This is a genomic window from Pseudomonas sp. UBA4194, assembly GCF_002379585.1.
Classification (GTDB): domain Bacteria; phylum Pseudomonadota; class Gammaproteobacteria; order Pseudomonadales; family Pseudomonadaceae; genus Aquipseudomonas.
Window position 1 is genome coordinate 1 of the sequence record NZ_DFUE01000077.1, and the last position, 15,151, is coordinate 15,151.

Annotated in this window: 11 protein-coding genes and 1 pseudogene; 10 read left to right on the top strand and 2 right to left on the bottom strand. The window is 62.2% G+C overall.

All coding sequences use genetic code 11. The annotated features are described in order from the left end of the window. The 3 genes and pseudogenes from B3397_RS18925 to ligD form a co-directional block, all read left to right on the top strand. Positions 1-195 (top strand): annotated as a pseudogene (locus tag B3397_RS18925) (GntR family transcriptional regulator); the annotation flags it as partial. Between the two features lie 309 nt (positions 196-504). Then, a complete protein-coding gene (gene egtB, locus B3397_RS18930) occupies positions 505-2,652 on the top strand; it encodes an ergothioneine biosynthesis protein EgtB (RefSeq protein WP_296253066.1) in 2,148 nt (715 codons plus the stop codon). Between the two features lie 18 nt (positions 2,653-2,670). Then, the gene (ligD, locus tag B3397_RS18935) at positions 2,671-5,220 is read left to right on the top strand and encodes a DNA ligase D (RefSeq protein ID WP_296253069.1); all 2,550 of its coding nucleotides are present in this window, start codon (positions 2,671-2,673) and stop codon (positions 5,218-5,220) included. 250 nt (positions 5,221-5,470) lie between these two features. Here the strand turns inward: ligD and uraH are convergent, their stop codons facing one another. Next, the gene (gene uraH, locus B3397_RS18940; protein WP_296253071.1) at positions 5,471-5,824 is read right to left on the bottom strand and encodes a hydroxyisourate hydrolase; all 354 of its coding nucleotides are present in this window, start codon (positions 5,822-5,824) and stop codon (positions 5,471-5,473) included. A 418-nt stretch (positions 5,825-6,242) separates the two neighbouring features. On the opposite strand from uraH, the gene puuE reads away from it, so the two are divergent. The 7 genes from puuE to B3397_RS18975 all read left to right on the top strand — a co-directional run bounded on the left by puuE (position 6,243) and on the right by B3397_RS18975 (position 13,624). Further along, positions 6,243-7,172, top strand: a complete 930-nt coding sequence (puuE, locus tag B3397_RS18945) for an allantoinase PuuE (RefSeq protein ID WP_296253073.1) — start codon at positions 6,243-6,245, stop codon at positions 7,170-7,172. Beyond that, on the top strand, positions 7,169-7,693 hold the full coding sequence (gene uraD / locus B3397_RS18950) for a 2-oxo-4-hydroxy-4-carboxy-5-ureidoimidazoline decarboxylase (RefSeq protein ID WP_296253074.1): 525 nt from the start codon (positions 7,169-7,171) through the stop codon (positions 7,691-7,693). The genes puuE and uraD overlap by 4 nt, the downstream gene beginning before the upstream one ends. Positions 7,694-7,779: 86 nt before the next feature. Then, on the top strand, positions 7,780-8,775 hold the full coding sequence (alc, locus tag B3397_RS18955; protein WP_296253076.1) for an allantoicase: 996 nt from the start codon (positions 7,780-7,782) through the stop codon (positions 8,773-8,775). Positions 8,776-8,913: 138 nt separating this feature from the next. Next, the gene (locus B3397_RS18960; RefSeq protein ID WP_296253078.1) at positions 8,914-9,417 is read left to right on the top strand and encodes an ureidoglycolate lyase; all 504 of its coding nucleotides are present in this window, start codon (positions 8,914-8,916) and stop codon (positions 9,415-9,417) included. A gap of 47 nt (positions 9,418-9,464) precedes the next feature. Then, positions 9,465-10,757, top strand: coding sequence for a urate hydroxylase PuuD (locus B3397_RS18965; protein WP_296253080.1), 1,293 nt, complete (start codon positions 9,465-9,467; stop codon positions 10,755-10,757). A gap of 292 nt (positions 10,758-11,049) precedes the next feature. Beyond that, positions 11,050-12,402 (top strand): nucleobase:cation symporter-2 family protein, encoded by a 1,353-nt coding sequence (locus B3397_RS18970; protein WP_296253082.1) that lies wholly within the window; start codon positions 11,050-11,052, stop codon positions 12,400-12,402. A 433-nt stretch (positions 12,403-12,835) separates the two neighbouring features. Then, entirely contained in the window at positions 12,836-13,624 is a 789-nt protein-coding gene (locus B3397_RS18975; RefSeq protein WP_296253084.1) for an outer membrane protein OmpK, read from the top strand. 76 nt (positions 13,625-13,700) lie between these two features. Here the strand turns inward: B3397_RS18975 and B3397_RS18980 are convergent, their stop codons facing one another. Continuing rightward, on the bottom strand, positions 13,701-14,903 hold the full coding sequence (locus B3397_RS18980; RefSeq protein ID WP_296253086.1) for a PLP-dependent aminotransferase family protein: 1,203 nt from the start codon (positions 14,901-14,903) through the stop codon (positions 13,701-13,703). Positions 14,904-15,151 lie beyond the last annotated feature (248 nt).

The window sequence follows — 15,151 nt, forward strand, 5'->3', positions numbered from 1 at the left end:
CATTGCTCCTACGACGAACACACCCAGCTGATTGATGCGATCGAAGCCCAGGACGCCGTGCTGGCGGTGAATTTGATGATGCATCACATGGATCACATCGACAGCAAGCTCAACCTGGACGAAGAGAGCGCCTCGGATGACCTGCACGCAGTGTTTTCGCATCTGTTGATGGGCAAGAAGGCGGTAAAGGGTTAAAGCAACCAAGCGATATAAGCCACACCCCCGAACGGCTCCCTCTCCCCCAGGGAGAGGGCTGGGGTGAGGGGACCATTCACCCCATAACTCCCGCCCCACCCCACCACTCAAGCAACATCCGGCAAAAATCTCCGAACCCCGCCCTCCTCGTACAGTCACACCTTCTAGACCCGCGCTCTGAACCCCAGCCGCCGGTCCCGTTGGAAGTGACACAACCCGACAGCCTGGGCCTTACACCCGGGACATGTCAGCGCTTCCACCCTCGTTTCCCATCGTCGCCAGCGACGGAGCCGTCGGAGCAGCCTTTTGATGAACAGCCTTTCCCAGCAAACACTGCCGGTCAGCCAGGCCCATGACCTATTGCAGCGCTACCGCGAGGTTCGTCAGCACAGTGCGCACCTGGCCAGCCCGCTGAGCCCCGAAGACCTGGGCGCGCAATCGATGCCCGATGCCAGCCCGGGAAAATGGCACCTGGCGCACACCAGCTGGTTCTTCGAGACCTTTCTGCTGGCCGAGCAAGTCGCGGACTATCGCCCGTTCGACCCGACTTTCTGCTACCTCTTCAACTCCTATTACGAAGCCGTCGGCCCGCGCCAGCCGCGCCCGCAGCGTGGCCTGATGACCCGCCCGGCGCTGGATCAAGTACTGGCCTACCGGGCCTATGTCGACCAGCACATGCAACAACTGCTCGCCCAGGACCTGGATGACGACACCCAGGCGCTCATTGAACTGGGTCTGTCCCATGAGCAGCAGCATCAGGAACTGCTGTTGATGGACATTCTGCACCTGTTCAGCCTGTCCGCCCTGAAGCCGGCCTACGATCCACAATGGCCGCGGGACAAGGGCGGCCGTCGCGGCAAGTTCGTGGACGTGGAAGGCGGCCTGGTGGACATCGGCCATGGCGGTGCCGGCTTTGCCTTCGATAACGAAGGGCCGCGTCACAAGGTTTACCTGGAACCGTTCCAGATCGCCGATCGCCTGGTCACCAACGGCCAGTGGCTGGAGTTCATCGAAGCCGGCGGCTATAGCCAGGCCAACCTGTGGCTGTCCGAGGGCTGGGCCATCGTCCAGGCCGAAGCCTGGCAGGCGCCGCTGTACTGGCAGCGTGGCCGCGATGGCGGCTGGCAGGAAATCAGTCTGCGCGGCCTGCACCCGGTCGACCCCAATGCCCCGGTCACCCACGTCAGTTATTACGAAGCCGCGGCCTTCGCCCAGTGGGCCGATGCACGCCTGCCCACCGAGGCGGAATGGGAAGTGGCCGCCTGCGCCGGTTGCCTGCAGCAGGTCGATGACGTCGCCTGGCAATGGACTCAGAGCGCCTACAGCGGCTACCCAGGCTTCAAGACCGCACCCAGCGCCGTGGGCGAATACAATGGCAAGTTCATGATCAACCAGATGGTGCTGCGCGGTGGGGCCAGCGTCACACCCATCGGCCACAGCCGCCACACCTACCGCAACTTCTTTGGTCCGGCCTGCCGCTGGATGTTCTCGGGCCTGCGCCTGGCGCGCGACGCCGGCCAGCCAGGGGCTACCGACAGCGACAACGGCGAATTCGCCCGTGATGTGATCGCGGGCCTTTCGGCGACCCCGAAGGCCCTGTCGCCCAAATATTTCTACGACAGCCAGGGTTCGAAGCTGTTCGAGGACATCTGCACCCTGCCCGAGTACTACCCCACCCGCGCCGAGACGGCCTTGCTCACCGAGGTCGCGCCGCAGCTCGCTGAGATCATCCCCGACGGTGCCGCGCTGGTGGAATTTGGCGCCGGCGCCTGCGACAAGGTGCGGCTGTTACTCGATGCCGTGCCGCAGATCGCCCTCTATGTGCCCATCGATATCTGCAGCAACGCCCTGGAGCGCGCCGCCAGCCAGCTGCGCGAGCGTTATCCAACGTTGCGCATCGCGCCGCAGGTGGACGATTTCACCCGTGCACTGCACCTGCCGGCCGCCGCCAAGGGCCATCCACGGGTCGGGTTCTTCCCGGGCTCCACGCTCGGCAATTTTACCCGCCCTCAAGCCGTGGAATTCCTGCGCTCGGCGCACGGCCTGCTGGGCCGCGATGGCTGCTTCATCATCGGCGTAGACATGGTCAAGTCGATCGACACGCTGGAGGCGGCTTATGACGACGCCTCCGGGGTTACCGCCCAGTTCAACAAGAATCTGCTGACCCGCATGAATCGCGAGCTCGGCGCGGACTTCGACGAAACCGCCTTTGACCATTTGGCGGTGTGGAATCCGCAGTTCGAGCGCATCGAAATGCACCTGGTCAGCCGTCGCGAGCAGACCGTGGAAGTGGCCGGACGGACCTTCGGCTTCCAGGCCGGCGAGCGCCTGCACACCGAGAATTCGCACAAGTTCACCGTGGAGTCCTTTACCGAACTCGCGGCGCTGGCCGGCTGGCGCGTCAGCCATCAATGGATCAGCGAGGCGCCACAGGTCGGGTTGTTCTGCCTGCGCTAGCGCTTCCCGAGGTGCACCATGAGCAAGGCCCTGGACGAGTACAACAGCAAGCGCAATTTTGACGCCACGCCGGAACCCTCCGGCGCCAAGGCGCGGGGCAAGCGGGCAAAAAAACCCGCCGGTGGCCTGCAGTTCTGTATCCAGAAACACGATGCCAGCCACTTGCACTATGACTTTCGCCTCGAGCTCGATGGCACCATGAAAAGCTGGGCGGTGCCCAAGGGGCCTTCACTGGACCCCAAGGCACGGCGCCTGGCGATTCATGTGGAAGATCACCCACTCGATTACGCAAGCTTCGAGGGCAACATTCCCGACGGCCACTACGGCGCCGGTGATGTAATCGTGTGGGATCGTGGCGTCTGGGTGCCCGAGGGCGATCCACAACAGGCGTACGCCAAGGGCAAGCTCAAGTTTGCCCTGCAGGGCGAGAAGCTGGGCGGCAGTTGGAACTTGGTCAAGACCCATCTGCAAGGCAAGAAGGAGCAGTGGTTCCTGATCAAATCCAAGGACGACGCCGCCAGGCCACAGGGCGAGTACGACATTCTCGAAGATCAGCCCGACAGCGTGCTCAGCGAACGCACCCTGCTGCCGCGCAAGAAGGCCGCCAAGGGCACTCCCAAGCCCGTGGAAAAAGCACCGGCGAAACGCCGCCGGACCAGTAAGACCACGCAACTCGAAGGGGCCAAGCCGGCCAAGCTGCCCGCCAGCCTCAAGCCGGAACTGGCCACTTTGGTGGAGTCAGCGCCCGAGGGTGAATGGCGCTACGAGATCAAGTTCGACGGCTATCGGCTGATGGCCCGAGTCGAGGGCGACACGGTCCAGTTGTTCACCCGCAACGGCCACGACTGGACCGCCAAGATGCCGCGCCAAGCCAAGGCATTGGCTGCGCTGGGCCTTGAGTCGGGCTGGCTGGACGGCGAGGTGATCGTCGCCAACGAACACGGCGTGCCGGATTTCCAGGCGCTGCAGAATGCCTTCGAAGCCGAGCGCAGTGGCGAGATGGTGTATTACCTGTTCGACGTGCCCTTTCTCAACGGCATGGACCTGCGCGAAGTGCCCCTGGAACAGCGCCGGGCAGCCCTGGCCCAGTTGCTCAAGAGCAACAAGGATGAGGGCCTGCGTTACTCCGATGATTTTGCCGAAGCGGCCGATTCGCTGCTCGACAGCGCCTGTCAGATGAACATGGAAGGCCTGATCGGCAAACGGCTGGGCAGCACTTATGTGTCCCGGCGCAGCGGCGACTGGATCAAGCTCAAGTGCAAGCACCGGCAGGAATTCGTCGTGGTCGGCTACACCGAGCCCAAAGGCAGCCGCAGTGCCTTTGGCGCATTGTTGCTGGGCCTGCACGATGCCGACAGCGGCGAGTTGCGCTACGCGGGCAAGGTCGGTACAGGCTTCAACGACGCCACCCTGCGCACCTTGCTCAAACAGCTGCAACCCCTGGAAACCGCCAACAGTGCTGTGAGCAACCCGCCCAAGGGCGCAGACGCTCGTGGGGTGCACTGGCTCGAACCGAAACTGCTGGCGGAAGTGGCTTACGCGGAAATGACCCGCGATGGCTCCGTTCGCCATTCCGTCTTCCATGGCTTGCGCGCCGACAAACCGGCCAAGGCGATTACCGAGGAGAAACCTGTGCGCAAGACCGCCGCAGCCAAAAAAGCCGCGCCCAAGGCCAATGCCGACGATCTGGTGGGCCAGGTGCGCATTACCCACCCCGAGCGGGTCATCGACGCGGCGAGCGGCACCACCAAGATGCAGCTGGCCGAATACTACGGTCGGGTGTCGCCATGGCTGCTGCCGCACCTCAAGCAACGTCCGGTCGCACTGGTGCGTGCCCCGGAGGGGATCACCGGGGAGCTGTTTTTCCAGAAAAATGCGGGGCATCTGGCCATTCCGCACATCGTCACTTTCGACAAGAGCGAGGCCGGACAGGCGGCCATGGTGATCGATGACGGCCAGGCATTGCTCGGCGCGGTACAGATGGGCACGGTGGAACTGCACACCTGGAACGCCACCGCCAAGGACTTCGAACACCCCGACCGTTTCGTGCTGGACCTGGACCCAGACCCGGCACTGCCGTGGAAAAGCATGGTAGAGGCGACGCAGCTGACGTTGACGCTGCTCGATGAGCTGGGCCTGAAGTCGTTCCTCAAGACCAGTGGCGGCAAGGGCATGCACATCGTGGTGCCACTCAATCGCAAGCTGGGCTGGGATGAGGTCAAGGATTTCAGTCATGCGATCGTCGATCACATGGCCAAGCTGATGCCGGATCGCTTCTCGGCGGTGTCGGGGCCGAAGAATCGGGTGGGCAAGATTTTCATCGACTACCTGCGCAATGGCCTGGGCGCGACCACGGCCTGTGCCTATGCCGTGAGAGCACGGGAAGGTTTGCCGGTATCAGTACCGGTGTTTCGTGAGGAAGTGGCGCAGATCAAGGGCGCCGATCAGTGGAATATCGGCAATGTGCACGAGCGGTTGGCTGAGTTGGATGATGACCCCTGGGCGGATATTTTCAAGGTCAGGCAGGGGATTACGGTGGCGATGCGCAAGAAATTGGGGTTGAGGTAGGGGGCTAGGGTTTTGGGGTTCTAGGGGTTCTGGGCAGGATTGGGATTTGTGGGGGATGGTCCCCTCACCCCAGCCCTCTCCCTTAGGGAGAGGGAGCTAAAGGCAGTACGCGGTGTGCTTTTGGCTCCCTCTCCCTCAGGGAGAGGGCTGGGGTGAGGGGACCATCCCCCACAAATCCAAAACCCTACCCCCATAAAAAAGCCCGCAGTGTGGGGCGGGCAAAGGCATCACAGGTTCAGCCGACCTACCTTTAACTCCCGCGGTAAGTCGAATAGCTGTACGGCGAAATCAGCAGAGGTACATGGTAGTGCTCCTGCGCGGCATCGATCCCGAAGCGCAACACCACCACGTCCAGAAACGCCTGATCGGGCAGGGTCAGACCCCGGCTGCGGTAATAGTCCCCGGCAGCGAACTGCAACTGGTACACCCCCGTCTCGTATTCCTCACCCTGCAACAGCGGCGCGTCGCAGCGTCCGTCGCTATTGGTCACCGCGCTGGCGACCAGCTCCAGTTGCTCACCCTGCACGCGATACAGCTGCACCGAAATGGCACTGCCAGGGCAGCCGTGGGCGGCATCCAGTACATGCGTAGTCAAACGTCCCATTGCGCGCGATCGCCTCATAGCTGATGTGAAATTGAAGGGTCGCGCACCAGATTCGAGCAGGTCGCGCGGCCTTGATGGAATTATTAAGACACTTCGCGGCAGAATTGTACACAATTTTATTGCAGGGTTAGCTTCGTCATTCAATCACAACTCCAAAGCCCCGAAATCCACATGATGCTTGCCACGCCGAGGTTGAACCGTTGCTAATTGACCGGGCAGGCAGGTTTTTTGCAGGGGTTCAGCAGGTATTCCTCGCCACGAATATTCCGCCAGCGACGCCCCACAGCCCGTCAAAAAATTTCCCGAAAATCGGGCTTACAAAATGTCGCAAAAGTTGTATACAATCGATCCATCGTCGTGGCGCACCCCTCTCGGTGAGCGTCACGCCAACCCCATCACGCACAAAAGGAAGACTGCGGTGAGTGCTGACTACCCACGTGATCTGATCGGCTATGGCCCTACCCCTCCTCACCCGCACTGGCCTGGGAACGCCCGCATCGCCCTGTCCTTCGTGCTCAATTACGAAGAAGGCGGCGAGCGCAATATCCTGCATGGCGACAAGGAATCCGAGGCCTTTCTGTCCGAGATGGTGGCGGCCCAGCCGTTGCAGGGCGAGCGCAACATGAGCATGGAGTCGCTGTACGAATACGGCAGCCGTGCCGGTGTATGGCGCATTCTGAAGCTGTTCAAGGATGCCGACATTCCGCTGACCATCTTCGCCGTCGCCATGGCTGCCCAGCGCCACCCGGACGTGATCCGCGCCATGGTCGCTGCCGGCCATGAGATCTGCAGCCACGGCTATCGCTGGATCGACTATCAGTACATGGATGAAGCCCAGGAGCGCGAGCACATGCTCGAAGCGATCCGCATCCTCACCGAAATCACCGGCCAGCGTCCGCTGGGTTGGTACACCGGGCGTACCGGGCCCAATACCCGCCGGTTGGTGATGGAGGAAGGTGGCTTTCTCTATGACTGCGACACCTACGACGACGACCTGCCCTATTGGGAACCGCATACGCCCACCGGCAAGCCGCATCTGGTGATCCCCTATACCCTGGACACCAACGACATGCGCTTCACCCAGGTGCAGGGTTTCAACAAGGGCGATGACTTTTTCGAGTACCTCAAGGACGCCTTCGACGTGCTCTATGCCGAAGGCGCCGAGGCGCCAAAAATGCTCTCGATCGGGCTGCATTGCCGCCTCATCGGCCGCCCTGGCCGGCTGGCCTCGCTCAAGCGTTTCATCGAGTACGCCAAGGGCCATGAGCAGGTCTGGTTCACCCGTCGCGTCGACATCGCCCGTCATTGGCAGCAAACCCACCCGTACAAGGTTGAGCAAGCACTATGAGCCCGTTCCAATCCCTCAAGCCGTCGAGCCTGAGCCGCGATGAGTTTGTCGCCGCCTTTGCCGACATCTATGAACATTCGCCATGGGTCGCCGAAAAAGCCTACGACCTGGGCCAGGGCGACGAGCTGGACCACGTCGAGACCCTGCACCAGCGTATGAGCGATATCCTGCTGAGCGCCGATCACACTCGCCAACTGGCCCTGGTCAACGCTCACCCGGACCTCGCGGGCAAGGCCGCCGTGCAGGGTCAACTGACCGCGGCCAGCACGGCAGAACAGGCCGGTGCCGGCATCAACCAGTGCACCCCCGAAGAGTTCCAGCGCTTCACCGAGCTCAACGATGCCTACAAAGCCAAATTCAAGTTTCCTTTCATCATGGCGGTGAAGGGCAGTAATCGGCACCAGATCCTGGCGGCGTTCGAAACACGTATCCACCATTCGGCGGACACCGAGTTCCAATGCGCCCTGACCGAAATCAACAAGATCGCCCTATTCCGCCTGCAAACCGTAGCAGCGGCATAAGCCGCGTCCGCAGATACCGCGGCTGTTCCGTTGCTACCTATTGAATGCTGACGCGGCCGACGCCGCTGCTACAGGAGAATGAACACATGAAAGCGTACGCTGCTCCCTTTGAGAAGTTCGTCAACCTGGCCGACGCCCGCCTGGGCACTCAGGCGGTTTCGGTGACCGACGATTGGTTCGCCGACGTCAACCGGCTGTTCCAACCTACGCCTGCGGTGTGGAAGGAAGGCGTGTTCGACGACAACGGCAAATGGATGGATGGCTGGGAATCGCGGCGCAAGCGCTTCGAAGGCTATGACAGCGCGGTGATCCGCCTGGGCGTGCCGGGCTCGATCAAAGGCGTGGACATCGACACCTCGTTCTTTACCGGCAACTACCCGCCTTCGGCCTCGCTGGAAGCCTGCTTCGTGGCCAGCGGCGACCCGACCGAGACCACTCAATGGGTCGAAGTGCTCAGCGCCGTGGAATTGCAGGGCAACAGCCACCACTACCACGCCATCAGCAATGACACGGCCTTCAGCCACCTGCGCTTCAACATCTATCCGGACGGCGGCGTAGCTCGCCTGCGGGTATACGGGGTGCCGTTCCGCGATTGGTCGGCGGTGGGCGACAACGAACAGGTCGACCTGGCTGCGGCCCTCAACGGGGGTCGCGCGCTGGCGTGCTCCGACGAGCACTTCGGCCGCATGAGCAACATCCTCAACCCCGGCCGTGGCGTGAACATGGGCGACGGCTGGGAAACCGCCCGCCGCCGCACGCCGGGCAACGATTGGGTGATCGTCGCCCTGGGCCACCCCGGCGTGGTCGAGCAGGTGATCGTCGACACCCTGCACTTCAAGGGCAACTACCCCGACAGCTGCTCGATCCAGGGTGCCTTCGTCAAGGGCGGCACCGACAGTCAGATCGAAACCCAGAGCCTGTTCTGGCGCGAGCTGTTACCCAGCCAGAAACTGGAAATGCACCAGGAGCACAGTTTCCAGGAGCAGATCAAGGCGCTGGGGCCCATCACCCACATCCGCCTGAACGTGTTCCCCGACGGTGGCGTGAGCCGGCTGCGGGTATTGGGCAAGGCGGCCAGATAGGGTGCGGCCATCGCGGCCGGAACCCGCTCCCCAGGGACGGCGGCGTTGCCCGCCCCTGCAGGAGCGGCGTCCAGCCGCGAAGGCGCCCCTTCAGGCAGCAAACATCCACCTGACTCACCACACAACAGAAGACCCACCATGCGCACACTGATGATCGAACCCCTGAGCAAAGAAGCCTTCGCCCCCTTCGGTGACGTGATCGAAACCGACGGCAGCGATCACTTCATGATCAACAACGGTTCGACCATGCGCTTTCATCGGCTGGCCGAGGTGGAAACCGCCACGCCAGACGACAAGGCGATCATCAGCATCTTCCGCGCCGAGGCGCTGGACATGCCATTGACTGTGCGCATGCTCGAGCGCCATCCGCTCGGCAGCCAGGCTTTCATTCCGCTGCTGGGCAACCCTTTTCTGATCGTGGTCGCGCCACTTGGCGATGCACCTGTATCAGGCCTCGTCCGCGCCTTTGTCAGCAATGGCAGGCAGGGCGTCAATTACCATCGCGGCGTTTGGCACCACCCGGTGCTGACGATCGAAAAGCGGGATGACTTCCTGGTGGTTGATCGCAGTGGCAGTGGCAATAACTGCGACGAGCATTTTTTCGATGAGGACGAGCGACTGGTCCTCGACCCCCACCAATAAGAAAAGCGTTGGCCGCCGCCCAAGGTGGTCGACTAGAGGTAAAGATCGTGGAAGCACATCTGATCGAATGGCTGAATCTGGGCGTGCGCTGGATTCATATGATCGTCGGGATTGCCTGGATTGGCGCATCCTTCTATTTCGTCTGGCTGGAGAACAACCTCAATCGGGCCAACCCCCGCGATGGCTTGAGTGGCGACCTGTGGGCCATTCACGGCGGCGGGATCTATCACTTGGAAAAATACAAGCTGGCTCCTCCGACCATGCCGGACAACCTGCATTGGTTCAAATGGGAAGCCTACTGGACCTGGATGTCGGGCGTCGTGCTGCTGTGCGTGGTGTTCTATTCCAATCCAACCCTGTACCTGTTGGCGCCAGGCAGCGGCCTGAGCGGTCCGCAAGGCGTGGCCATCGGGATCGGTTCTCTGATCGCCGGCTGGTTCATCTATGACTTTCTCTGCGATTCACCTCTGGGCAAGCGTCCCGGCCTGTTGGGCCTGGTGCTGTTCGTGCTGGTGATCGCCGCGTGCTTCGGTTTCACTCAGGTGTTCAGCGGTCGGGGTGCTTACCTGCATACCGGTGCTGTGATCGGTACCATCATGGTGGGCAACGTGTTCCGCATCATCATGCCGGCGCAGCGCGCGCTGGTGGCGGCTATCGCCGAAAACCGCACACCCGACCCTGCCCTGCCGGCCAAGGGTCTGCTGCGCTCGCGGCACAACAACTACTTCACCCTGCCGGTGCTGTTCATCATGATCAGCAACCACTTCCCCAGCACCTATGGCAGCCAGTACAACTGGCTGATCCTGGCCGGGATTGCGGTGGTGGCGGTGTTGGTGCGGCATTACTTCAACACGCGACACACGGGGGGGAATTTCGCCTGGGCGCTGCCCGCTGGTGCCTTGGGCATGATCTGCCTGGCCTATGTGACTGGTCCTACGCCCATCAACCGGGGGCCGGATGTGGCTCAGGTGCAATATCAGCCGTTGCCGGCTACCGCGGTGGGTGGCAAGACCGCGGCCGAACGCGCCGCCGAGCCGGTCAAGCCGGCGCCTGAGGCGGCTCCCGCCGTGGCCGCTGGGGCGGATTTCGAGAAGGTCCATGTGGTGATCCAGGAGCGCTGCTCGGTGTGTCATTCCGCCAAACCCACCAGCCCGTTGTTCAGCACGGCACCGGCCGGGGTGATGTTCGATACCGCCGAGCAGATCCAGAGTCAGGCGGCGCGAATCCAGGCCCAGGCGGTGGCGAGCCAGATCATGCCGCTGGGCAATATCACCCAGATGACCCAGGAGGAGCGCGACATGATCGGCAAATGGATTGCCCAGGGAGCGCCGACTCACTAACCGCGGTCTGGCCGATGCACCGCGGTGAGGCTATCGCGGGCAGAGACCCGCTCCCACAGGGGACCGCAATCCGGCAGAGACCCGCTCCCACATGGGACCGCGATCCGGCAGATACACCGCATTCCCCTTGTGGGAGCGGGCTCTGCCCGCGATGGCAGCGGCGCGGTCTGGCTGAAACACCGCGGTGTGGCTATCGCGGGCGGAGACCCGCTCCCACAGGGGGCACTGCAAGACTGATGCATCGCTGTAGCGCTACACACACGCAAAATAACAACAAGATCCGAGGTGTTGCATGTCCGAGTCCAACCCTGCACGCATTCCACCCGCCCCACCCCGCCAGGCCCTGCCCGCGCTGCAACTGGTATTGGTCGGCCTGCAACACGTCTTGCTGATGTACGGCGGCGCCATTGCGGTGCCGCTGATCATCGGCCAGGCCGCCGGCCTCTCCCGCGAAGAGATCGCCTTCCTGATCAATGCCGACCTGCTGGTAGCCGGCGTGGCCACCATTGTCCAGTCGCTGGGCATCGGCGCGCTGGGCATCCGCATGCCGGTGATGATGGGGGCCAGTTTCGCCGCCGTGGGCAGCATGGTGGCAATGGCTGGCATGGACGGCGTGGGCTTGCCGGGGATTTTCGGCGCGACCATTGCGGCCGGTTTCTTCGGCATGCTGATCGCACCGTTCATGTCCAAGGTCGTGCGTTTTTTTCCGCCTCTGGTCACCGGCACGGTGATCACCTCCATCGGCCTGTCGCTGTTCCCCGTAGCGGTGAACTGGGCCGGAGGTGGCAACGCCGCTGGCCAATTCGGCTCGCCGGTGTACCTGGTGGTGGCCGGACTGGTGCTGGCCACCATCCTGCTGGTGAACCGCTTCATGCGCGGCTTCTGGGTCAATGTCTCGGTGCTGATCGGCATGGGCCTGGGCTACGTACTGGCCGGATGCATCGGCATGGTCGATCTCAGTGGCATGGCCGCCGCACCCTGGCTGCAGGTGGTCACGCCGCTTCATTTCGGTATGCCGACGTTCAGCCTGGCCCCGGTCCTGTCGATGTGCCTGGTGGTGGTGATCATTTTCGTCGAGTCCACCGGGATGTTCCTGGCGCTGGGCAAGATCACCGACCGCGACGTCACCCCGGGCATGCTGCGCCGCGGTCTGTTCTGCGATGCCGCGGCCTCGTTCGTGGCGGGTTTTCTTAACACCTTCACCCACTCTTCTTTTGCGCAGAACATTGGGCTGGTGCAGATGACGGGCGTGCGTTGCCGCTATGTAACGGTGGTGGCCGGTGGATTCCTGATCGCCTTGAGCCTGGTGCCCAAGGCGGCGTTTCTGGTGGCCTCGATCCCGCCGGCGGTGCTGGGCGGCGCGGCCATTGCGATGTTTGGCATGGTGGCGGCAACCGGAATCAAGATCCTTCAGGAAGCCGACATCGGCGACCGGCGCAATCAGCTGCTGGTGGCGGTGAGCATCGGCATGGGTCTGATTCCGGTGGTAAGGCCGGAATTCTTCGCCCATCTGCCCGCCTGGATGGGGCCGATCACCCACAGCGGTATTGCCATGGCCACGTTGAGCGCGGTGCTGTTGAACCTGCTGTTCAATGTGCTCGGCGGCGCCGGACGCGAGGCCATGACCAAGGCAGCACATGGTTGATGCAGGGACTTCCCGTGGAATCCCGCTTCTGTGGGAGCGGGTTCTACCCGCGATGGATGCACCGCGGTCAGTCTGATACACCGCGTCGCTTGCATCGCGGGCAGAGCCCGCTCCCACAGGATCGGAATTGGGGTAGTGCAGATCACAACCATGGAGCACTGCCATGCACTACCGCTCCCACTTGGCGCACTCTCACACTACAATGCGCGCCCTGACTGATCAGTCAGACAATAAAAAGCCTCACTTATAACGCTGTTCACTCTTTATTTGTCCGCTCGGACAGGTTTTTTATCGCGTGCGAGAAAGCTGGCGCAGCTCTTGCTAAAGCCTTTGCGCGCCATTGATAAAGCTGACCGATTGGACAGCAACAAGAGACGCCATCACAGAGCGTCAATCAACTTACTGAACGAAGATCGAACCTGGGAGCACATGAATGAAACGTACTTTCTCGAGCCTGACGCTGGCCGGCAGCCTACTCGTTGCAGGGCAAGCCATGGCCGACGGTGATTGGCTGCAGTGGCAGAGCAACAGCCTCACCTATTTGGTGGGCAAAGACTTCGCGGTCAACCCCGAACACCAGCAGACCTTTACCTTCGAACATGCGGACTCGTGGAAGTACGGCGACAACTTCCTGTTCGTCGACAAGATTTTCTATAACGGCAAAGCCGATGCCACCAGTGGCAACAACACCTATTACGGCGAGTTCAGCCCGCGCCTGTCGATGAGCAAGATCTTCGGCCAGAAGTTCGAGTTCGGCCCGATCAAGGATGTGCTCCTGGCCATGACCTACGAGTTTGGTGAAGGCGATAACGAGTCGTACCTGATCGGCCCGGGTTTCGACCTGGACGTGCCCGGCTTCGATTACTTCCAGTTGAATTTCTACAACCGTCAGACTGACGGCAGCCGTGCCGGCGATAACGTCTGGCAGATCACGCCGGTGTGGTCTTACACGATCCCGGTGGGCAACTCCGACATTCTCATCGATGGTTTCGCCGATTGGGTGGTGGGCAACGATTCGAACAAGAACGGCAGCTACCACGCCAACCTGCACTTCAACCCGCAGATCAAGTACGACCTGGGCAAGGCGCTGAATTACAGCGCGCGTCAGGTGTATGTAGGTTTTGAATATGACTACTGGGAGAACAAGTACGGGATCAAAGATACCCGCTTCTTCGACACCAATCAGAACACCGCCAGTTTGTTGTTGAAAGTGTTCTTCTAAACGTGGCAGCGGCGTGAGCCGCGTCCGAGCGCGGTGTTTCGGACGCGGGCATTGAACCTGGGGAAGTGGACGCGGCTTACGCCGCTGCTACGGCGCGTTGGAGGCGGGTCAGGCCTTCGTCGATTTCGGCAAGGCCTGGAGCGGCGAAGGACAGGCGGATGCTGCTGGGGTCAGGGTGTTCGCCGTAGAACGCCGCGCCGGGCACGAACAGTACGTTCTGTGCGATGGCCTTGGGCAACAACGCCTTGGCATCCAGCCCATTGCGGCAGCGTCCCCAGATGAACATGCCACCGGCCGGTGCACTGACTTCAAGGTATTCGGCCATGGGCCGCAAACCGGCCAGCATGCGTTCACATTTCTCCTTGTACCCGGCAGCGAGACTCGGCAAAGCCCGCTCCAGGGCACCGTTGGCCAGGTAATTGGCGGCAATGCGCTGGGTCCAGGGCGAGGTGCATAAATCCACCGTCTGCTTGGCCACCAGGCAGCGCTGACGGATCGCCGCAGGCGCCACCATCCAGCCCACTCGCAGACCAGGGGCCAACACCTTGGACAGGCTGGACAAATGAATCACCCTGCCCTGCGCACCGTCGACCTGCTCGCTAAGGGCCAGCAGTGAGGGGACATCCTGGCCGGCAAAGCGCAGCGCGCCATAGGGGTCGTCCTCGATGATCAGGAAATCGTGCTGCACCGCCAGGCGCAGCAACGCCAGGCGACGGTCCAACGGCAAGCAGGCGCCGGTGGGGTTGGCGAAGGTGGGCACGCAATACAGCAAGGCAATCGACCCCGATGGGCGCCCCGCCAACTGCTCGGCCAAGGCCTGTGTGTCCAAGCCTTCGGCATCGGTGGCAGCGCTGAGCACCTGGGCACCCGCCAGGCGCAGGGCCTGCAGGGCGGCAGGATAGGTAGGCCGTTCTACCAACACCTGGGCACCCGGCGCCAGCAGCACTTTGAGGAGCAAATCGAAACCTTGCTGGGAACCCGTGGTGACGATCAGGTCGTCCACATGCACCGCTGCCCCGCGACGCGCCATCAACGCTGCCAGCTGCTCGCGCAACGCCGGCAAGCCCTCGGTGGCGCCGTATTGCAGGCAGTCCAGCGGGGTCTGGCCGATCGCCTCGGCAGCGGCTTGCTGAAGCCCTTGCTGGTCGAAGAACGCCGCCGCCGGGTAACCGCCGGCGAACGAGATCATGCCGGGCTGCGCCAGGTACTTGAACAGCTCGCGGATGGCCGAGCCTGTGGGGTTTTCGAAGGCGGGCGTGAAGCGGTAATCCAGGGGCATGGGCGTGCTCTGTGGCGGGTTTCATCGGAGTATCGCGGCGGGGGGTGGGGGCGACAAACGATGATATTTCCAGATGTCATGCCTTGGGGGATTGGTAGGGGTCGGGATTTGCGGTGAATGGTCCCCCCGACATACCACCAATGCATCGCCATACGGAACGCAGACCACTATCATGACTCTGATAATCATGGCACCGCGCCACTGGACTGGACAGACTCCGGTAAATCTGGGGAAATGCGCGCCTCTAT

Excerpts from the sequence above, each read along its gene's own strand:
- egtB (WP_296253066.1), top strand. The coding sequence starts at position 505 with ATGAACAGCCTTTCCCAGCAAACACTGCCGGTCAGCCAGGCCCATGAC.
- ligD (WP_296253069.1), top strand. The coding sequence starts at position 2,671 with ATGAGCAAGGCCCTGGACGAGTACAACAGCAAGCGCAATTTTGACGCC.
- uraH (WP_296253071.1), bottom strand. The coding sequence starts at position 5,824 with ATGGGACGTTTGACTACGCATGTACTGGATGCCGCCCACGGCTGCCCT.
- uraD (WP_296253074.1), top strand. The coding sequence starts at position 7,169 with ATGAGCCCGTTCCAATCCCTCAAGCCGTCGAGCCTGAGCCGCGATGAG.
- alc (WP_296253076.1), top strand. The coding sequence starts at position 7,780 with ATGAAAGCGTACGCTGCTCCCTTTGAGAAGTTCGTCAACCTGGCCGAC.
- B3397_RS18960 (WP_296253078.1), top strand. The coding sequence starts at position 8,914 with ATGCGCACACTGATGATCGAACCCCTGAGCAAAGAAGCCTTCGCCCCC.
- B3397_RS18970 (WP_296253082.1), top strand. The coding sequence starts at position 11,050 with ATGTCCGAGTCCAACCCTGCACGCATTCCACCCGCCCCACCCCGCCAG.
- B3397_RS18975 (WP_296253084.1), top strand. The coding sequence starts at position 12,836 with ATGAAACGTACTTTCTCGAGCCTGACGCTGGCCGGCAGCCTACTCGTT.
- B3397_RS18980 (WP_296253086.1), bottom strand. The coding sequence starts at position 14,903 with ATGCCCCTGGATTACCGCTTCACGCCCGCCTTCGAAAACCCCACAGGC.